Source organism: Mumia sp., assembly GCF_028803055.1.
Lineage (GTDB): Bacteria > Actinomycetota > Actinomycetes > Propionibacteriales > Nocardioidaceae > Mumia.
This window is the reverse complement of sequence record NZ_JARBCJ010000013.1, coordinates 1-14878: the sequence shown is the minus strand read 5'-3', so window position 1 is coordinate 14878 and position 14878 is coordinate 1. Positions and strand designations below refer to the sequence as shown.

The following is a 14878-nucleotide window of genomic DNA, read 5'->3' as shown; positions in this document are numbered from 1 at the left end:
TGGATTCACGTGAAACGGTGGCGGCGGCGCCGCTCAGATGTCGAGGAACCGGACGTCCTTGGCGTTGCGCTGGATGAACGCACGCCGCTGCTCGACGTCCTCGCCCATCAGCACGGTGAAGATCTCGTCGGCGTTGGCGGCGTCGTCGAGCGTCACCTGGCGCAGGATCCGCTGAGACGGGTCCATCGTGGTCTCCCACAGCTCGTGGTCGTTCATCTCGCCCAGACCCTTGTAGCGCTGGACCGGCGCCTCCTTGGGGAGACGCTTGCCCGCCTGCTTGCCGGCCTCGAGCAGCGCGTCGCGCTCGCGGTCGGAGTAGGCCAGCTCGGCGGGCGAGTTGGACCACTTGATCTTGAACAGGGGCGGCTGCGCGAGATAGACGTAGCCACCGTCGATCAAGGGCTTCATGAAGCGGAACAGCAGCGTGAGCAGCAGCGTCGAGATGTGCTGGCCGTCCACGTCGGCGTCCGCCATCAGCACGATCTTGTGGTAGCGGAGCTTGTCGATGTCGAAGTCGTCGGTGACACCGGTGCCGAGGGCGGAGATGATCGCCTGGACCTCGGCGTTCTGGAGGATCTTGTCGATCCGCGCCTTCTCGACGTTGAGGATCTTGCCGCGCAGCGGCAGGATCGCCTGGATCCGCGGGTCACGGCCACCCTTGGCCGAGCCGCCGGCGGAGTTGCCCTCCACCACGAACAGCTCGCACTCCTCGGGGTTGCGCGAGGAGCAGTCGGCCAGCTTGCCCGGCAGTCCGGCTCCGCCGAGGAGGCTCTTGCGGTTGCGGGCCAGGTCTCGGGCGCGCCGTGCCGCCATCCGTGCCGTCGCCGCGTCGATGCTCTTGCGGACGATCACCTTGCCCTCGGCGGGATTCTGCTCGAACCACGCGCCGAGGCGGTCGTTGGTCACCGTCTGGACGTACGAGCGGGCCTCGGTGTTGCCCAGCTTGGTCTTGGTCTGACCCTCGAACTGCGGCTCGGAGAGCTTCACCGAGATGATCGCCGTGAGGCCCTCGCGGATGTCGTCACCGGAGAGGCGGTCCTCCCGCTTCTTGATGAGGCCCTGGTCCTCGGCGAACTTGTTGACCGTGTAGGTCAACGCCGACCGGAAGCCCTCCTCGTGGGTGCCGCCCTCATGGGTGTTGATCGCGTTGGCGAAGGTGTGGACCGACTCCGAGAAGCTGACGTTCCACTGCATCGCGATCTCGAGGCTGAGACCAACGTCGGGGTTCTCCGACTCGAAGGCGATGACCTCGCGGTTGAGCGGGCTCCGGTTGCCGGTGTTGATGTGGCGGACGTAGTCGATGAGGCCGTCGTCATAGCGGAAGCGGCGCTCCATGAGGCCCTCGGAGCTCCCGCCCGTCGCGCTGTCCTCGGGCGCGATCTCGCCACCTGCCTCGGCGCTCTGCAGCGCGTCGGCGACGTCACCGGCCGCCGCTCGCTCGTCGCGGACGCGGATCTCCAGACCCTTGTTGAGGAACGCCATCTCCCGGAAGCGGGTCGCGATCGTCTCGAACGAGTAGTCGGTGGTCTCGAAGATCTTGTCGCTGGCGTAGAACGTGATCGTCGTCCCGGTCTCGTCGGTCTCCTCGCCACGCTCGAGCGGCTGGTCCGGCACCCCGTAGCTGAAGGACTGCCTCCAGACGTAGCCCTCACGCTTGACCTCGGCGAACAGCTTGGTCGAGAGGGCGTTGACCACGGAGACACCGACGCCGTGCAGACCCCCGGACACCTTGTATCCGCCGCCACCGAACTTGCCGCCGGCGTGCAGGGAGGTCAGGACCAGCGTCAAGGTGGGGATCTTCTCCACCGGGTGGTCCTTCACCGGGATGCCACGACCGTTGTCGACGACCTTCACGCCGCCGTCGGCGAGCAGCGTGACGTCGATCGTGTCGCAGTAGCCGGCCATGGCCTCGTCGACGGAGTTGTCGACGACCTCTTGGACGAGGTGGTGCAGACCGCGCTCACCGGTGGAGCCGATGTACATGCCCGGGCGCTTGCGGACGGCATCGAGGCCCTCGAGGACCTGGATGTCCGCGGCGTCGTAGGAGGATCCCGTAGGTGCAGGGCCGGTCTCGGGGGTACGGATCGACTCGCTCACAGGCGGGTGGCCTCCTTGTTGTCGTGGACTCGCAGACGTCCCGGCACTCACGGCTCGCCTCTCGCGCGAGAGGCAGGAACGCAACCTCTCTAGTGTAGCCGGTACAAGGCGTCGTACGAGCATCCTCGGTGCGGGATCGGGGTCGGCCCGCCCGCCCGATGTGCCCTGAGAGGCCGCAGACGGCGGGTGTGGCCGATCAACACCCCACGAACGATGGCCCCCATCCGCCCCGGCCCTCCTCGCGCACGCTCAGAGCCGCTCACGGCATCCGAAGGAGGGTGACGGGTGTCGTCCCCGGTTGACCGATGAGGCAAGGTTGGTCTCATGGCATCGCCGACGATCTCGCGTGCCCCTTCTGCAGGGCGCGCACCAGGGCGCGCGAAGACGGTCGCCGCCGCTCTCTGCCTGCTCACGCTCTCGTTCGGCGCCCTCGTCGTCACCGTGTCCTATCTCCTCGACGCCCGCGAGGGCCAGCGCGTCGACCAGGCGGCGATGGACGCCGTCTACGCCCGTCGCGACGCCCTCGACCAGCTCCTCTCCGTGCTGGGATACCTGTCGATCGGCACGATGGCGACGGCCATCGTGGTGCTCGTCTCGATGGCCGCGCTGAGGCAGCGGTTCGCCGCGGCCGTGGGGGCCGTCGCCGTCGTGGCAGCTGCCAACATCACGACCCAGGTGCTCAAGCGGGTCGTTCTCGACCGCCCGGACCACGGCTACGGATGGCACGTGAACAGCCTGCCGAGCGGCCACACCACAGCCGCGGTCTCGCTGGTGGTAGCCGCTTTGCTCGTCGCACCGCTGGCCCTCCGTGGGCTCGTCGTGCTCGTCGGCACCGGAGCGATCGTCCTCACCGGGGTCTCCACCGTGGTCGCCGGCTGGCACCGGCCCTCCGACGTGCTCGCGGCGCTGGCTGTCGGTCTGTTCTGGGGGGCGGCGGTCGTTCTCGTGCTGGCGCTGCGCAGGGCCGGGCCGTCGTCGGGGACGACCGTCGGCTCGCTGTTCTTCGCGCTGGTCGGGGCGGCCGTGGCGGGCGCCGTCCTCCTCGGCCTCGGCGTGCGCCCGTACGGCGGCTGGTCGGGCGTCGCTCCGGCCGCGCTCGTGATGGCGCTGATCGGCGTCGCGACGGCCTTGTCGATCGCCGTCTTCGCCAGGATCTCGTCGGTCTTCGCCCGCTGAGGCCTCACCCGTACGTGTCGCGCGGGCCGCGCCCGCGGACCCGCAGCGCGCCCTTGCCCCAGCTCGGTCCCTGCGGACCGCGGACGTTGATGCGGACGACGGTGCCGTGCCCGAGGCGCTCGTTGAGCCTGCCCACGACGTTCGGGGCGAGCAGCCGCAGCTGTGTCGCCCACGCCGTCGAGTCGGCCTGGACCCAGAGCTGGCCGTCCTCGTACCGGTCGGGGCGACAGTGCTCGGCGATCTCCGCACCGACGATCTCCGCCCACCGTCCGAACAGCCCGTGGACGGCGACCTCGGTGTCCCACCCGTGCTCGCTGACCAACCGGTCGAGGGTCGACTCGAGCAGCTGAGGGTCCCGGTCGTCGGGGTGCGCACCCGACGCGCTCGGCGGGCGACGCGGCCGGCGGCGTGGACCTCCGCGGCCGCCTCGCGGTGCTGCGGGGCCGACGGAACGGTAGGCGCGCGCGATGCTCCGGGCCAGCTCGATGCCGTCGGCCTGGTGCTCCTCGCCGCCCGGCGTCTCGGCACCGCCACCCGTGGCGGTGCGCTCCGCCTCGTCGTCGTCAGCCATCCGTCGTCCCCTCCACCGGAACCACCTTGCCCGACGCCACCTCGTAGCGATGCCCACGCAGGCCCACCGGCACGTCGTCGGCGACGGCCGCCGTCACCAGCACCTGCTCGGCACCGGTGACCCGTGCCGCGAGATGAGAGCGCCGGTCGCGGTCGAGCTCGGCGAACACGTCGTCGAGGATCAGGATCGGATCGTCGCCGTCGGCGCGCAACAGGTCGTACGACGCGAGGCGCAGCGCGAGGGCGTACGACCACGACTCCCCGTGGCTGGCGTATCCCTTCGCCGGCAGGTCGCCCAGCGACAGCACGACGTCGTCGCGGTGGGGTCCGACCAGGCTCACACCGCGCTCGATCTCGTCGCGTCGCCGCTCGCGCATCTGCTCCGACATGGCGACCCGCAGCACCTCACGGTCGCGGGTGTCCGGCAGCTCGAAGGACGGCTTGTACGCGGCGGCCGCGGTCGTACGCTCGGCCGCGGCCGACGCGGCGACGTCGCGGTAGGCCTCTCCCAGGTACGGAGCCAGCTCGTCGAGCAGGGCGAGGCGAGCGGCGAGGAGCTCACCGCCGTACGTCGCGAGCTGGTCGTCCCAGACGTCGAGCGTCTCGAGACCGCGGCCGTGTCCGGAACGGCGCGCGCTCTTGAGCAGGGAGTTGCGCTGGCGCAGCGCGCGGTCGTAGTCGGCCCGCACCCCGGCGAAGCGCGGCGATCGGAGCACGAGGAGCGCGTCGAGGAACTGCCGCCGGTCGCTCGGGTCTCCTTTGACCAGGCGGAGGTCCTCAGGGGAGAAGACCACCGAGCGGAGCCAGCCGAGGAGGTCGCGTGGGCGAGGGAGGGGACCGCGGTTGACCCGAGCCCGGTTGGAGCGGCCCGGGGTGATCTCGATCTCGAGGAGAGCCGACCGGTCGTCCCGGACGACCGACGCTCGCACGACCGCGCGCTCGGCGCCGACACGGACCAACGGAGCGTCGGCGGCGACGCGGTGAGAGCCGAGCGTCGCCAGATAGTCGATGGCCTCGACCAGGTTGGTCTTGCCCTGTCCGTTGGCGCCGATGAACGCGCTGGCACCGGGTTCGAGAGGGAGCTCGAGCTCGGGGTAGGAGCGGAAGTCGTGGAGCGAGAGGTGGGTGACGTGCACAGTGTGGCCGGCTACTCCGACTTCACCGCGTGTCCGCCGAACTGGTTGCGCATCGCGGCGACCGCCTTCATCGAAGGGGAGTCGTCCTGTCGCGAGACGAACCGTGCGAACAACGAGGCGGCGATCGCCGGCGTCGGCACCGCGTTGTCGATGGCGGCCTCGACGGTCCAGCGTCCCTCGCCGGAGTCCTCGGCGTAGCCACGGATGTTGGTGAGACCGGGGTCGTCCTCCAACGCCTTGACGAGCAGGTCGAGCAGCCACGAGCGGACCACCGTCCCCTCGCGCCACGACGCGAACACCTCGGTGACGTCCTCGACGAGGTCGACCTTGTCGAGCAGCTCGTAGCCCTCGGCGTAGGCCTGCATCATCGCGTACTCGATGCCGTTGTGGACCATCTTGGCGAAGTGACCGGCGCCCACACCGCCGGCGCGGACGTAGCCCGTGGTGGGGCTCGGCCGCAGCGCCTCGAAGGCCGGTGCCACCTTGGCGATGTCGTCGGGAGAGCCGCCGACCATGAGGGCGTACCCCTCCTCGAGACCCCACACGCCGCCGCTCACGCCACAGTCGACGAAGCCGATCCCCTTCTCGGCCAGCTCCGCGGCGTGGCGGAGGTCGTCGGTCCAGCGGGAGTTGCCACCGTCGACGACCACGTCGCCCTCGCCGAGCAGGTCGCGGAGCTGAGCGACCGTCTCGTGCGTCGGGTCGCCCGCGGGGACCATGACCCAGACCACCCGCGGCGACGGCAGGGCGTCGACGAGCGCGCCCAGCGAGGCGACGTCACCGAGCTGCGGGTTGCGGTCGTACCCGACGACCTCGATCCCAGACCGGCGCATGCGCTCACGCATGTTGCCACCCATCTTGCCGAGACCGACCAGTCCGATGTCCATGGCACTCCTTGGAGTCGTGTCGAGCGGGATCCTGCGGAGAAGGGGTCCGTGGAGGCGATCAGCCAGGCAGGCGCATCGGCATGATGAGGTACCTGAAGGACATGTTGGGCTCCCCGCCCAGCTCCTGCACGCCGGCGAGCGTCGCGGGGCGGCTGGCCTGGGTGAAGGCCAGGTGGACGGCGGGCTCGGTCATCACCAGGAGTCCCTCGAGCAGGAACGTCGGGTTGAAGCCGACCACGATGTCGTCGCCCTCCACCCGCGCCTCGAGCGTCTCCTGTGCCTGAGCGTCGTCGCCGCTGCCCGACTCGAGCAGGACCTGGTTGTCGGAGAACGTCAACCGGACCGGCGTGTTGCGCTCGGCGACCAGCGACACGCGGCGGACGGCGTCGATGAGCTCCTGGCGGTCGACGAAGGCGACCGTCTGAGCATTGGCAGCGAACAGCTGGCGGACCTTGGGGAACTCGCCCTCGAGCATCCGGGTGGTGGTGCGTCGTGTGCCGGAGATCGTCGAGCCCTCGAACCCGATGAGGCCGGGGCCCTGCTCTCCGGTCGCGACCGCCATCGTCAGCTCGCCGCCGGAGGTGAACGACTTCGCGATGTCGGAGAGCGAGCGGGCCGGCACCACCGCGGTCGCGGAGGTGTCGGGGTTCTCCGGGAACCATGAGAGCTCGCGGAGGCTGGCTCGGAAGCGGTCGGTCGCGAGCAGCGAGATCGACGAGCCCTCGAGCTCGATCCGGACGCCGGTGAGGAGCTGGAGGACGTCGTCGCGGCCGGCCGCGGCGACGGCCTGTGCGACGGCGGTCGCGAAGTCGTCCGAGCTGACCGTGCCCGACGACGTCGGCATCGCAGGAAGCTGCGGGTAGTCCTCCACCGGCATCGTCTGGAGGCTGAAACGGCTGCTGCCGCACACGACCGAGACCTTCGTGCCATCGACCGCCACGTCGACGGGACGCGACGGCAGGGACTTGCAGATGTCGGCGAGGAGCCGACCGGAGACCAGGGCGCGTCCGTCGTCGGCGACGTCCGCGTCGACGGTCGAGCGGGCCGAGGTCTCGTAGTCGAATCCCGACAGCGCGATGCCGCCGTCGGTGCTCTCGACCATGATCCCGGCGAGCACCGGGACGGTCGGACGAGTCGGCAGGCTCCGTGCCGTCCAGGCCACTGCGTCGGCCAAGGCGTCGCGGTCGATGCGGAACTTCACAGCGATGTGCCTCCGGACGGGTGGGTCGGCCGCGACTGCGGCCGGGGAATGACATGTTTCCTGGAATCCTGCCACGGCTCCGGCTCGGGCGACTACTCAGGGATCTTGTGATTCGTCATCCCCAGGTCTGGGCTGTGGATGACTTCGAACGAACGAGGGGAGATTGTTCTTCTCGTGTTAGTCGTAGGGGGTGTGCACAACGTGGACAACTGTCATCCCTGCAGGTCAGCAGCGAGGTTGGCCTGCGCGGACGTTGTGGACGACGGCCGTACGAGCTGTGCGGGCCCGTGGACGATGGTTGAGGGATCCCCAGGTCGCACACCGCTCACGTGCCGCCTGTGGACAGAACAACGGGTTTATCCCCAGGGGTATCCCCAGATGTGGGTACTGGAAATAACCCAAAAAAGGGCCGGTACGAGGTGTCGTACCGGCCCTTGTCCGCAAGATGCAAGCGTCCTCGAGGCACTCAGCCAGCCTGGCGAGCCTGCTGCTTGATGCGGTTGGTGAGCTCCGTGACGTGGTTGAAGACGGTGCGGCGCTCCGCCATCAGCGTGCGGATCTTGCGGTCGGCGTGCATGACGGTCGTGTGGTCGCGCCCACCGAAGTGCTGGCCGATCTTGGGGAGCGAGAGCTCGGTCAGCTCTCGGCAGAGGTACATCGCGATCTGTCGCGCCTGGACGAGGCCGCGGGACCGACTGGCCCCGCAGAGCTCCTCGATCGAGTACTCGAGGTAGGCCGAGGTCTGAGCGATGATCAGGCCCGCCGTGATCTCCGGCTCACCCCCGTCGGGGATCAGGTCCTTGAGCACGATCTCCGCGAGCGTCAGGTCGACGGCCTGGTGGTTGAGGCTGGCGAACGCCGTGGCGCGGATCAGGGCACCCTCGAGCTCACGGATGTTGGTCTGGATCCGGCTCGCGATGAACTCCAGGACCTCGGGCGGGACGGTGAGCTTCTCGATCTCTGCCTTCTTGCTCAGGATCGCGATGCGCGTCTCGAGGTCCGGAGGCTGGACGTCCGTCGTCAGACCCCACTCGAACCGGCTGCGGAGGCGGTCCTCGAGGGACTCGAGACCACGCGGAGGACGGTCGGAGGTGATGACGATCTGCTTGTTGGACCCGTGGAGCGTGTTGAAGGTGTGGAAGAACTCTTCCTGGGTCTGGATCTTGCCCTCGAGGAACTGGATGTCGTCGATGAGAAGGACGTCGGTGTCTCGGTAGCGACGCTGCAACGCGGGCATCCGGTCGTCACGGATGGCGTTGATGAAGTCGTTGGTGAACTCCTCGGTGCTGACGTAGCGCACCCGGGCGTTGGCATAGAGGCTGCGCACGTAGTGGCCGATGGCGTGCAGGAGGTGAGTCTTGCCCAGGCCGGACTCGCCATAGATCATCAGCGGGTTGTAGGCGCGTCCCGGCGCCTCGGCGACAGCGACGGCGGCCGCGTGCGCGAACCGGTTGGAGGAGCCGATCACGAAGTTCTCGAAGTGGTAGCGCGGGTTGAGGCGGGTCTCTGCTGCGCGGACGTGCTGCGGCGGGCGGGCACGGCTCGTCGTCGGGACGAAGGCCGGCGTCGCGCCGCGGGTCGGGTCGTCGTCGGCCGGGGCAGGCTCTCGGTGGGGAGGTTCACGTCGTTGCGGCTCGTCACGAGCCAGGTCTCGGTCGCGAGCCAGGTCTCGGTCATAGGACTGGTCGCGGTACGGGGGCGCTGAGGAGCGTGGACCGCCGTGAGTGCTGTGGCCGCCGAACTGGCCGTCCCCGGTGACCCTGTCGGCCGACCCCACCCTGTCGGACTCCGGATCGCCTTCTCGACTTGTCGACAAATCGATGTCGGGCTCCGAGTCGTTCTCGTCGAACCGGTTGCCTGCAGGGAGGACGTTCGGGTCGACCGTCACGGCGATCCGGATCGGCCGGCCGAACGAGTCGGACAGCGCCTGCTCGAGCTGGGGGCGCAGACGGGCCTCCATCTGCGTGCGGGTGAAGTCGTTGGGTACGCCGACGAGCAGGGTGTTCTCGTGGAGCGTGATGGGCACCGAGCTGGTCACCCACGCCCGCGTCGTGACCGGGAGCACCTCGGTGATCGCGTTCCACCGTTGGTGCAGAGTGGCGCCGTCGAGCCGATCAGTGCTGCCGGGCTGTTGCTCATCGTCCATGTTGGCCCCAATCTCCGGCTCCGTGACGGAACAGGCGTCCACATAGTTATCCACAATGTGTGGACTTACTGGTCCCAGCGCTGAGATCCCCGTCATCTCAGCGCTTTCTGGGTATCCGTGGGTCGCGACGTACCCTGTGGATACCGGTGGTCCCCGGGACGCTAACAGCCCGAGAGAGTCACCGACACCCGATTGTCCACAGGGTCCAGGACATCCCGCAACCCGGGGTTCCGGCGTGGCCCCTGGACGTGGGGGTGGTCACGGGTGTAGGCCGGTTTGACCCGCTGTGGAGGGACCGCGTACCGTGGTGAGGTCGACCGTATCGACACCTGCCGCATGCCTACGTACGGACAGTCACTGTCCACCTACGTGGGCGGGCGGTGGCCGTCGAACCGGCACATCTCTGACGCCCAGTACCCGATGACCGCGAGCGTTGCGGTCCGAGACACGATGGGGAGCACTCCCGTGACCAAGCGCACCTTCCAGCCGAACAACCGCCGCCGCGCGCGCAAGCATGGCTTCCGCCTGCGTATGCGCACCCGCGCCGGCCGCGCGATCCTGGCGGACCGTCGCCGCAAGGGCCGCGAGCGTCTGTCGGCCTGAGCCGTGCTGGTAGTCCGGTGCTGAGCTCGCGGCACCGACTCCGTACGAGCGACGACATCCGAACAACGATGAGGCGAGGACGTCGTGCGGGATCCCGCACGGTCCTCGCCCACGTTCGTTTCGGGGCTCGTTCTCCTCAGGAGCCGGTGCGCGTGGCATTCGTGGTCGGCAAGCAGGTCGGCGACGCAGTGACCCGCAACACGGTCAAGCGGCGCCTGCGGGGAGTCGTCGCTGCTCGTCTCGCCGACATCCCCGGAGGCACCGACCTCGTCCTCCGGGCACTGCCGGCCTCTGCCCGGAAGTCGAGCGCCGAGCTCGGTTCGGACGTCGACAAGGCTTTCGGCAGGCTGTCGGGCGCTTCCGCCTCCTCGACGCCGGTGGCCCCGTCATGAAGCCCGTACTCGTTGCCCTCCTGAAGGCCTACCGCTTCGCGATCAGTCCGATGTACGGGCAGGTCTGCCGGTACTATCCTTCCTGCTCGGCCTACGCACTCACCGCGGTCGAGGAGCACGGCGCACTTCGAGGCAGCTGGATGGCTGCCCGACGTGTCGCCCGTTGCCATCCTTGGGCGGCCGGTGGCTACGATCCCGTTCCCCCACGATCCGCATCCGCCGGATCATCCGCGACTCCATCCCGAGGGGTTTGATGTTCTCCGCCATCGGCGACTTCTTCGACGCCATCATGCAGGTGCTCTACTACCCGGTCTCCGCGATCATGGTGGGTTGGCACTGGTTGTTCACCAAGATCGGCATGGACACGGACTCGGGGTGGACCTGGGCGCTGTCCATCATCGGGCTCACCGTGACGATCCGGATGCTCTTGATCCCGCTGTTCGTCAAGCAGATCAAGGCCAGCCGCAACATGCAGATCTTGCAGCCCAAGATCCGCGAGCTCCAGAAGAAGTACGGGCACGACCGGGAGCGCATGGCCCAGGAGCAGATGAAGCTGTTCCGCGAGGCCAAGACGAACCCGTTCGCGTCGTGCCTGCCGCTGATCCTGCAGATGCCGATCTTCTTCGCGTTGTTCCGGGTGATCAACGGCGCGGCCGGCGGCAAGACGTACGGCGTTCTGAGTCAGGATCAGGCCGACTCCATCCGCGAGGCGACCTTCCTGGGCGTCCAGATCGCGAGCCGTTTCACCGACGACAGCGTGCACGTCAAGATCGTCTGCGCGGTGCTCGTCGTGCTGATGACCGCATCGACGTTCCTCACTCAGCGTCAGCTGATGTCCAAGAACATGCCTGCGGATGCGCTCACCGGCCCGTACGCCCAGCAGCAGAAGCTCCTCCTCTACGTCCTTCCCTTTGTCTTCGCGATCAGCGGTGTCGCGTTCCCCGTCGGCGTTCTCATCTACTGGACGACCTCGAACGCGTGGACGATGGGCCAGCAGTTCTATGTGATCCGCAACAACCCGGCTCCGGGCACCCCGGCCTTCGAGGCCAAGCAGCAGCGCGACACCAAGCGCGGCAAGGTTGTCGAGGTCGAGCCCGAGGCTCCCGTCGCCGAGGAGAAGCCGGGTCCGCGGCGCCAGCAGCCGAAGAAGCAGTCGCGCGAGCAGCGCAAGAAGGGAAGCGGTCCCCGCGGCGAGAGCCGTCCGGGCGACGCTTCGCGGGGTGACGAGAGTGCGCCGGGCGAAGAGTCCGGGCAGGGAGGTGTGACGTCGTGACAGACACGTCGCGAGAGACCGAAGCAGTGGACATGGCGACCGACCCGACGGGTGACGAGCCGTCGCGAAGCAAGCGGCTCGAGCGTCTCGAGAACGAGGGCGACATCGCAGCCGACTTCCTTGAGGAGCTCCTCGACATCGCCGATCTCGACGGCGACCTGGACATGGACGTTGAAGGCAATCGGGCTTCCGTCTCCATCGTCGGGGGAGACCTGGGGATGCTCGTCGGACGGGATGGAGAGGTCCTCGAGGCCCTCCAGGAGCTGGTTCGGCTGGCCGTACTGCGTGAGACTGGCGAGCGCAGCCGTCTGATGCTCGACGTCGAGGGATTCCGCGCGAAGCGCCGCGAGGAGCTGCAGCAGATTGCGGAGTCGGCGATCGCTTCGGTGCGGGAGTCTGGCGAGCCGGCACGGCTCGCGCCGATGTCGCCGTTCGAGCGCAAGGTCGTGCACGACGCCGTGGCGGCCGCAGGGCTCGTGAGCGAGTCCGAGGGCGAGGAGCCCGAGCGACGCGTCGTCATCCTGGCTGACTGACGGTGCAGATGGATGTTTCACGTGGAACATCGCCCCCCGACGCGGCCCGGATCATCTTCGGTGACCGCGTCGAGGTGGTGTCTGCCTATGTCGACATGCTCTCTGACGCCGGTGTCGTCCGCGGTCTGATCGGCCCACGGGAGGTTCCGCGTCTTTGGGAGCGCCACATCCTCAACTGCGGTGTGGTCGCGCCCGCTCTCCCCGCCGGCGCCAGCGTCGCCGACATCGGGAGCGGGGCAGGGCTGCCGGGCATGGTCTGGGCGATCGCCCGGCCCGACGTCGCGATGACGCTCATCGAGCCGCTCCTTCGCCGGACGAGCTTCCTCGAGGAGGTCGCCTCCGACCTCGGTGTGGACAACGTGACAGTTCTTCGTTCTCGCGCTGAGGACGTCCGTACGCAGTACGACATCGTGACGTCTCGCGCGGTGGCGGCTCTCGACAAGCTGGCCAGGTGGTCGCTGCCACTGGTCCGACCGGGCGGCCAGATGTGGGCGATCAAGGGATCGTCGGCTGCTGAGGAGATCCGTGAGGCACAGTCCACAGTCCGCGCGGCGAAGGGGACAAATGCGCGAGTCACCACGTACGGTGAGGGAGTCGTCGACACTCCCACGACGATGGTGATGATCGACAAGGTGGGCTGAATGCAGGACAAGATTGCGTCCGGGTTGGGCTATCCGTGGATCAGTTCCAAGGTCAACCCGCTCCCGGCAGACCTCACGCGCGGCCCGGTTGGCTGGCAGCAACCCCCGGTTTCACGTGAAACCAAGACGAACCACGAGGAGTGGCCCGCGTGAACGACACTGACCGTCCCCCGGCGTTCCCACGCGCGTCCGACCTCGCGCACGGCGGTGACATCGCCGCCGACACGCCGCTCGCTCAAGAAGTCGCCGCATCACTGATGCGCCAGCAGCTGGCGGAGAAGCACGACCCGATGCCGCGTCCTACGGCGACGCGCGTGATCGTCGTCGCGAACCAGAAGGGCGGCGTCGGCAAGACCACCACCACGGTCAATGTGGCGGCTGCGATGGCGACACACGGTCAACGCGTCCTCGTGATCGACCTGGACCCCCAGGGCAACGCTTCCACGGCGCTTCGGGTCGAGCACGACGCGGAGACCGCTGGTGTCTATGAGGTCCTCGTCGACGGACAAAGCATCGAGTCCCTGATCCAGCCGTGTCCCGACGTCAACAATCTTGACGTCCTCCCCGCCTCGATCGCGCTGGCGGGCGCGGAGATCGAGCTCGTCCCGATGGTGGCACGCGAGAACCGACTGCGACGAGCACTCGAGGCGTTCTTGGCTTCCGATGCGGAGAAGAGCCGGCCGTACGACTACGTCTATGTGGACTGCCCGCCGTCGCTGGGTCTCCTGACCGTGAACGCGTTGGTCGCAGCCCGCGAGGTCATGATCCCGATCCAGTGCGAGTACTACGCACTGGAGGGCCTCAGTCAGCTGGTGAAGACGGTGGACATGGTCCAGGAGCAGCTCAACCCGGCGCTCAACCTGAGCACGATCCTCCTCACAATGTATGACGCCCGTACGCGACTGAGCGCGGGTGTCGCCGACGAAGTCCGTGCCTACTTCAGCGATCGGGTGCTCAAGACGGCCATTCCGCGCTCGGTCAGGATCTCGGAAGCACCCAGCTATCAGCAGACTGTCATCACGTACGACCCGAGCTCGCCGGGTTCCCTGGCCTACCTGGAGGCGGCCCGAGAGATCGCCGACGCAGGAGCGCGTGCAGGCGCCGACCAAGGAGCACACGAATGAGCCAGCAACGCCGCGGACTCGGGCGAGGCCTCGGTGCCTTGATCCCCACGGCGCCCTCTGTTTCACGTGAAACGGCGGCTTCCCCGACAGCAACGTCCACACTGACCGCCGATCCGACCACGGAGCCCGACGCGGATACCCGGGCAGCCTCAAGCTCTGACGCCGGTGGACGGCACCAGGACGCGCACGTCACCGACGGGCTCGACGCGGGTCTGGACGCCAGACAGGATGCCGGTGCGGATTCCGGTGCCGAGCAGGGCCTCACAGCCGTCGCTGGCGCCTACTTCGCTGAGATCCCGGTCGACAAGGTCGCCCCGAACCCGCGTCAGCCCCGCGAGGTCTTCGACGAAGACGCGATGGCCGAGCTCGTCCACTCGATCCAAGAGGTCGGGCTTCTTCAGCCGGTCGTCGTCCGGTCGGTCGGCGACGAGACGTTCGAGCTCGTCATGGGCGAGCGCCGCTGGCGAGCGACGAAGGCCGCCGGGCTCGAGGTCATCCCCGCCATCGTGCGGGACACCTCCGACCAGGACCTCCTGCGCGACGCGTTGCTGGAGAACCTGCACCGGTCGGAGCTGAACCCCCTCGAAGAGGCCGCGGCCTACCGGCAGCTCCTGGATGACTTCGGATGCACGCACGACGAGCTGGCGACACGCATCGGCCGATCCCGACCGCAGATCAGCAACACCCTGCGGCTCCTGCGGTTGAGCCCGGCGGTCCAGCGCCGAGTTGCCGCCAGCGTGATCAGCGCGGGCCACGCGCGTGCCCTCGTCGCCGTCACCGATCCCGCCCGCCAGGACCGGCTCGCGCAGAGGGTGGTGGCCGAAGGTCTCTCGGTCCGCGCGTTGGAGGAGCTCGTCGCGCTCGGTGAAGGAGATGAGCCCGACGCTGAACCCCGCCAGCGGCCTCGCCGGCCGGTCGCTCCGAAGCTGGTCGATCTGGCCGACCGCCTCGCGGACCGCTTCGACACGCGGGTGAAGGTCGATCTGGGCAAGACCAAGGGCAAGATCACGGTCGAGTTCGCCTCGATCGACGACCTCGAGCGCATCGTCACCCTGATGGACCCCGCAGACATCGCAGCGGGCTCGCCGGACGCACCCTC

Annotated in this window: 15 protein-coding genes; 9 read left to right on the top strand and 6 right to left on the bottom strand. The window is 68.4% G+C overall.

The features are described from left to right. Window positions 1–33 precede the first annotated feature (33 nt). A complete protein-coding gene (gene gyrB / locus PV363_RS02645; RefSeq protein ID WP_301021621.1) occupies window positions 34–2097 on the bottom strand; it encodes a DNA topoisomerase (ATP-hydrolyzing) subunit B in 2064 nt (687 codons plus the stop codon). Between the two features lie 324 nt (window positions 2098–2421). On the opposite strand from gyrB, the gene PV363_RS02640 reads away from it, so the two are divergent. Next, the gene (locus PV363_RS02640; RefSeq protein WP_220342761.1) at window positions 2422–3273 is read left to right on the top strand and encodes a phosphatase PAP2 family protein; all 852 of its coding nucleotides are present in this window, start codon (window positions 2422–2424) and stop codon (window positions 3271–3273) included. Between the two features lie 4 nt (window positions 3274–3277). Here the strand turns inward: PV363_RS02640 and PV363_RS02635 are convergent, their stop codons facing one another. The 5 genes from PV363_RS02635 to dnaA form a co-directional block, all read right to left on the bottom strand. Next, complete coding sequence (locus tag PV363_RS02635; protein WP_220342760.1) at window positions 3278–3844, bottom strand: DciA family protein; 567 nt, start codon at window positions 3842–3844, stop codon at window positions 3278–3280. After that, window positions 3837–4979: a DNA replication/repair protein RecF gene (recF, locus tag PV363_RS02630; protein WP_220342759.1), complete on the bottom strand. Its 1143-nt coding sequence runs from the start codon at window positions 4977–4979 to the stop codon at window positions 3837–3839. Before recF ends, PV363_RS02635 begins: the two co-directional genes overlap by 8 nt. Window positions 4980–4990: 11 nt before the next feature. Then, complete coding sequence (gene gnd, locus PV363_RS02625) at window positions 4991–5866, bottom strand: phosphogluconate dehydrogenase (NAD(+)-dependent, decarboxylating) (protein ID WP_301021620.1); 876 nt, start codon at window positions 5864–5866, stop codon at window positions 4991–4993. Between the two features lie 58 nt (window positions 5867–5924). After that, window positions 5925–7067, bottom strand: coding sequence for a DNA polymerase III subunit beta (dnaN, locus tag PV363_RS02620; protein ID WP_220342757.1), 1143 nt, complete (start codon window positions 7065–7067; stop codon window positions 5925–5927). Window positions 7068–7533: 466 nt separating this feature from the next. Then, on the bottom strand, window positions 7534–9213 hold the full coding sequence (dnaA, locus tag PV363_RS02615; protein WP_220342756.1) for a chromosomal replication initiator protein DnaA: 1680 nt from the start codon (window positions 9211–9213) through the stop codon (window positions 7534–7536). 465 nt (window positions 9214–9678) lie between these two features. On the opposite strand from dnaA, the gene rpmH reads away from it, so the two are divergent. The 8 genes from rpmH to PV363_RS02575 all read left to right on the top strand — a co-directional run. Beyond that, complete coding sequence (gene rpmH, locus PV363_RS02610; RefSeq protein ID WP_220342755.1) at window positions 9679–9816, top strand: 50S ribosomal protein L34; 138 nt, start codon at window positions 9679–9681, stop codon at window positions 9814–9816. Between the two features lie 17 nt (window positions 9817–9833). Further along, complete coding sequence (gene rnpA / locus PV363_RS02605; RefSeq protein ID WP_220342754.1) at window positions 9834–10208, top strand: ribonuclease P protein component; 375 nt, start codon at window positions 9834–9836, stop codon at window positions 10206–10208. Continuing rightward, on the top strand, window positions 10205–10462 hold the full coding sequence (gene yidD / locus PV363_RS02600; protein ID WP_220342753.1) for a membrane protein insertion efficiency factor YidD: 258 nt from the start codon (window positions 10205–10207) through the stop codon (window positions 10460–10462). Before rnpA ends, yidD begins: the two co-directional genes overlap by 4 nt. Further along, window positions 10462–11481, top strand: coding sequence for a membrane protein insertase YidC (gene yidC / locus PV363_RS02595; RefSeq protein WP_220342752.1), 1020 nt, complete (start codon window positions 10462–10464; stop codon window positions 11479–11481). Before yidD ends, yidC begins: the two co-directional genes overlap by 1 nt. A 32-nt stretch (window positions 11482–11513) precedes the next feature. Further along, window positions 11514–12014 (top strand): R3H domain-containing nucleic acid-binding protein, encoded by a 501-nt coding sequence (locus tag PV363_RS02590; RefSeq protein ID WP_220342751.1) that lies wholly within the window; start codon window positions 11514–11516, stop codon window positions 12012–12014. 8 nt (window positions 12015–12022) lie between these two features. Further along, a complete protein-coding gene (gene rsmG / locus PV363_RS02585; protein ID WP_220342750.1) occupies window positions 12023–12655 on the top strand; it encodes a 16S rRNA (guanine(527)-N(7))-methyltransferase RsmG in 633 nt (210 codons plus the stop codon). A gap of 257 nt (window positions 12656–12912) precedes the next feature. Then, the gene (locus PV363_RS02580) at window positions 12913–13779 is read left to right on the top strand and encodes an AAA family ATPase (protein ID WP_220343691.1); all 867 of its coding nucleotides are present in this window, start codon (window positions 12913–12915) and stop codon (window positions 13777–13779) included. Then, a partial coding sequence (locus PV363_RS02575; protein ID WP_301021619.1) for a ParB/RepB/Spo0J family partition protein occupies window positions 13776–14878 on the top strand: 1103 nt, incomplete at its 3' end. The genes PV363_RS02580 and PV363_RS02575, both read left to right, overlap by 4 nt.

Bases quoted from the DNA above. Each gene is read 5' to 3' on its own strand.
- yidD (WP_220342753.1), top strand. From the start codon at position 10,205: ATGAAGCCCGTACTCGTTGCCCTCCTGAAGGCCTACCGCTTCGCGATC.
- PV363_RS02635 (WP_220342760.1), bottom strand. From the start codon at position 3,844: ATGGCTGACGACGACGAGGCGGAGCGCACCGCCACGGGTGGCGGTGCC.
- rsmG (WP_220342750.1), top strand. From the start codon at position 12,023: ATGGATGTTTCACGTGGAACATCGCCCCCCGACGCGGCCCGGATCATC.
- PV363_RS02640 (WP_220342761.1), top strand. From the start codon at position 2,422: ATGGCATCGCCGACGATCTCGCGTGCCCCTTCTGCAGGGCGCGCACCA.
- PV363_RS02590 (WP_220342751.1), top strand. From the start codon at position 11,514: ATGGCGACCGACCCGACGGGTGACGAGCCGTCGCGAAGCAAGCGGCTC.
- yidC (WP_220342752.1), top strand. From the start codon at position 10,462: ATGTTCTCCGCCATCGGCGACTTCTTCGACGCCATCATGCAGGTGCTC.
- PV363_RS02580 (WP_220343691.1), top strand. From the start codon at position 12,913: ATGCGCCAGCAGCTGGCGGAGAAGCACGACCCGATGCCGCGTCCTACG.
- dnaA (WP_220342756.1), bottom strand. From the start codon at position 9,213: ATGGACGATGAGCAACAGCCCGGCAGCACTGATCGGCTCGACGGCGCC.
- gnd (WP_301021620.1), bottom strand. From the start codon at position 5,866: ATGGACATCGGACTGGTCGGTCTCGGCAAGATGGGTGGCAACATGCGT.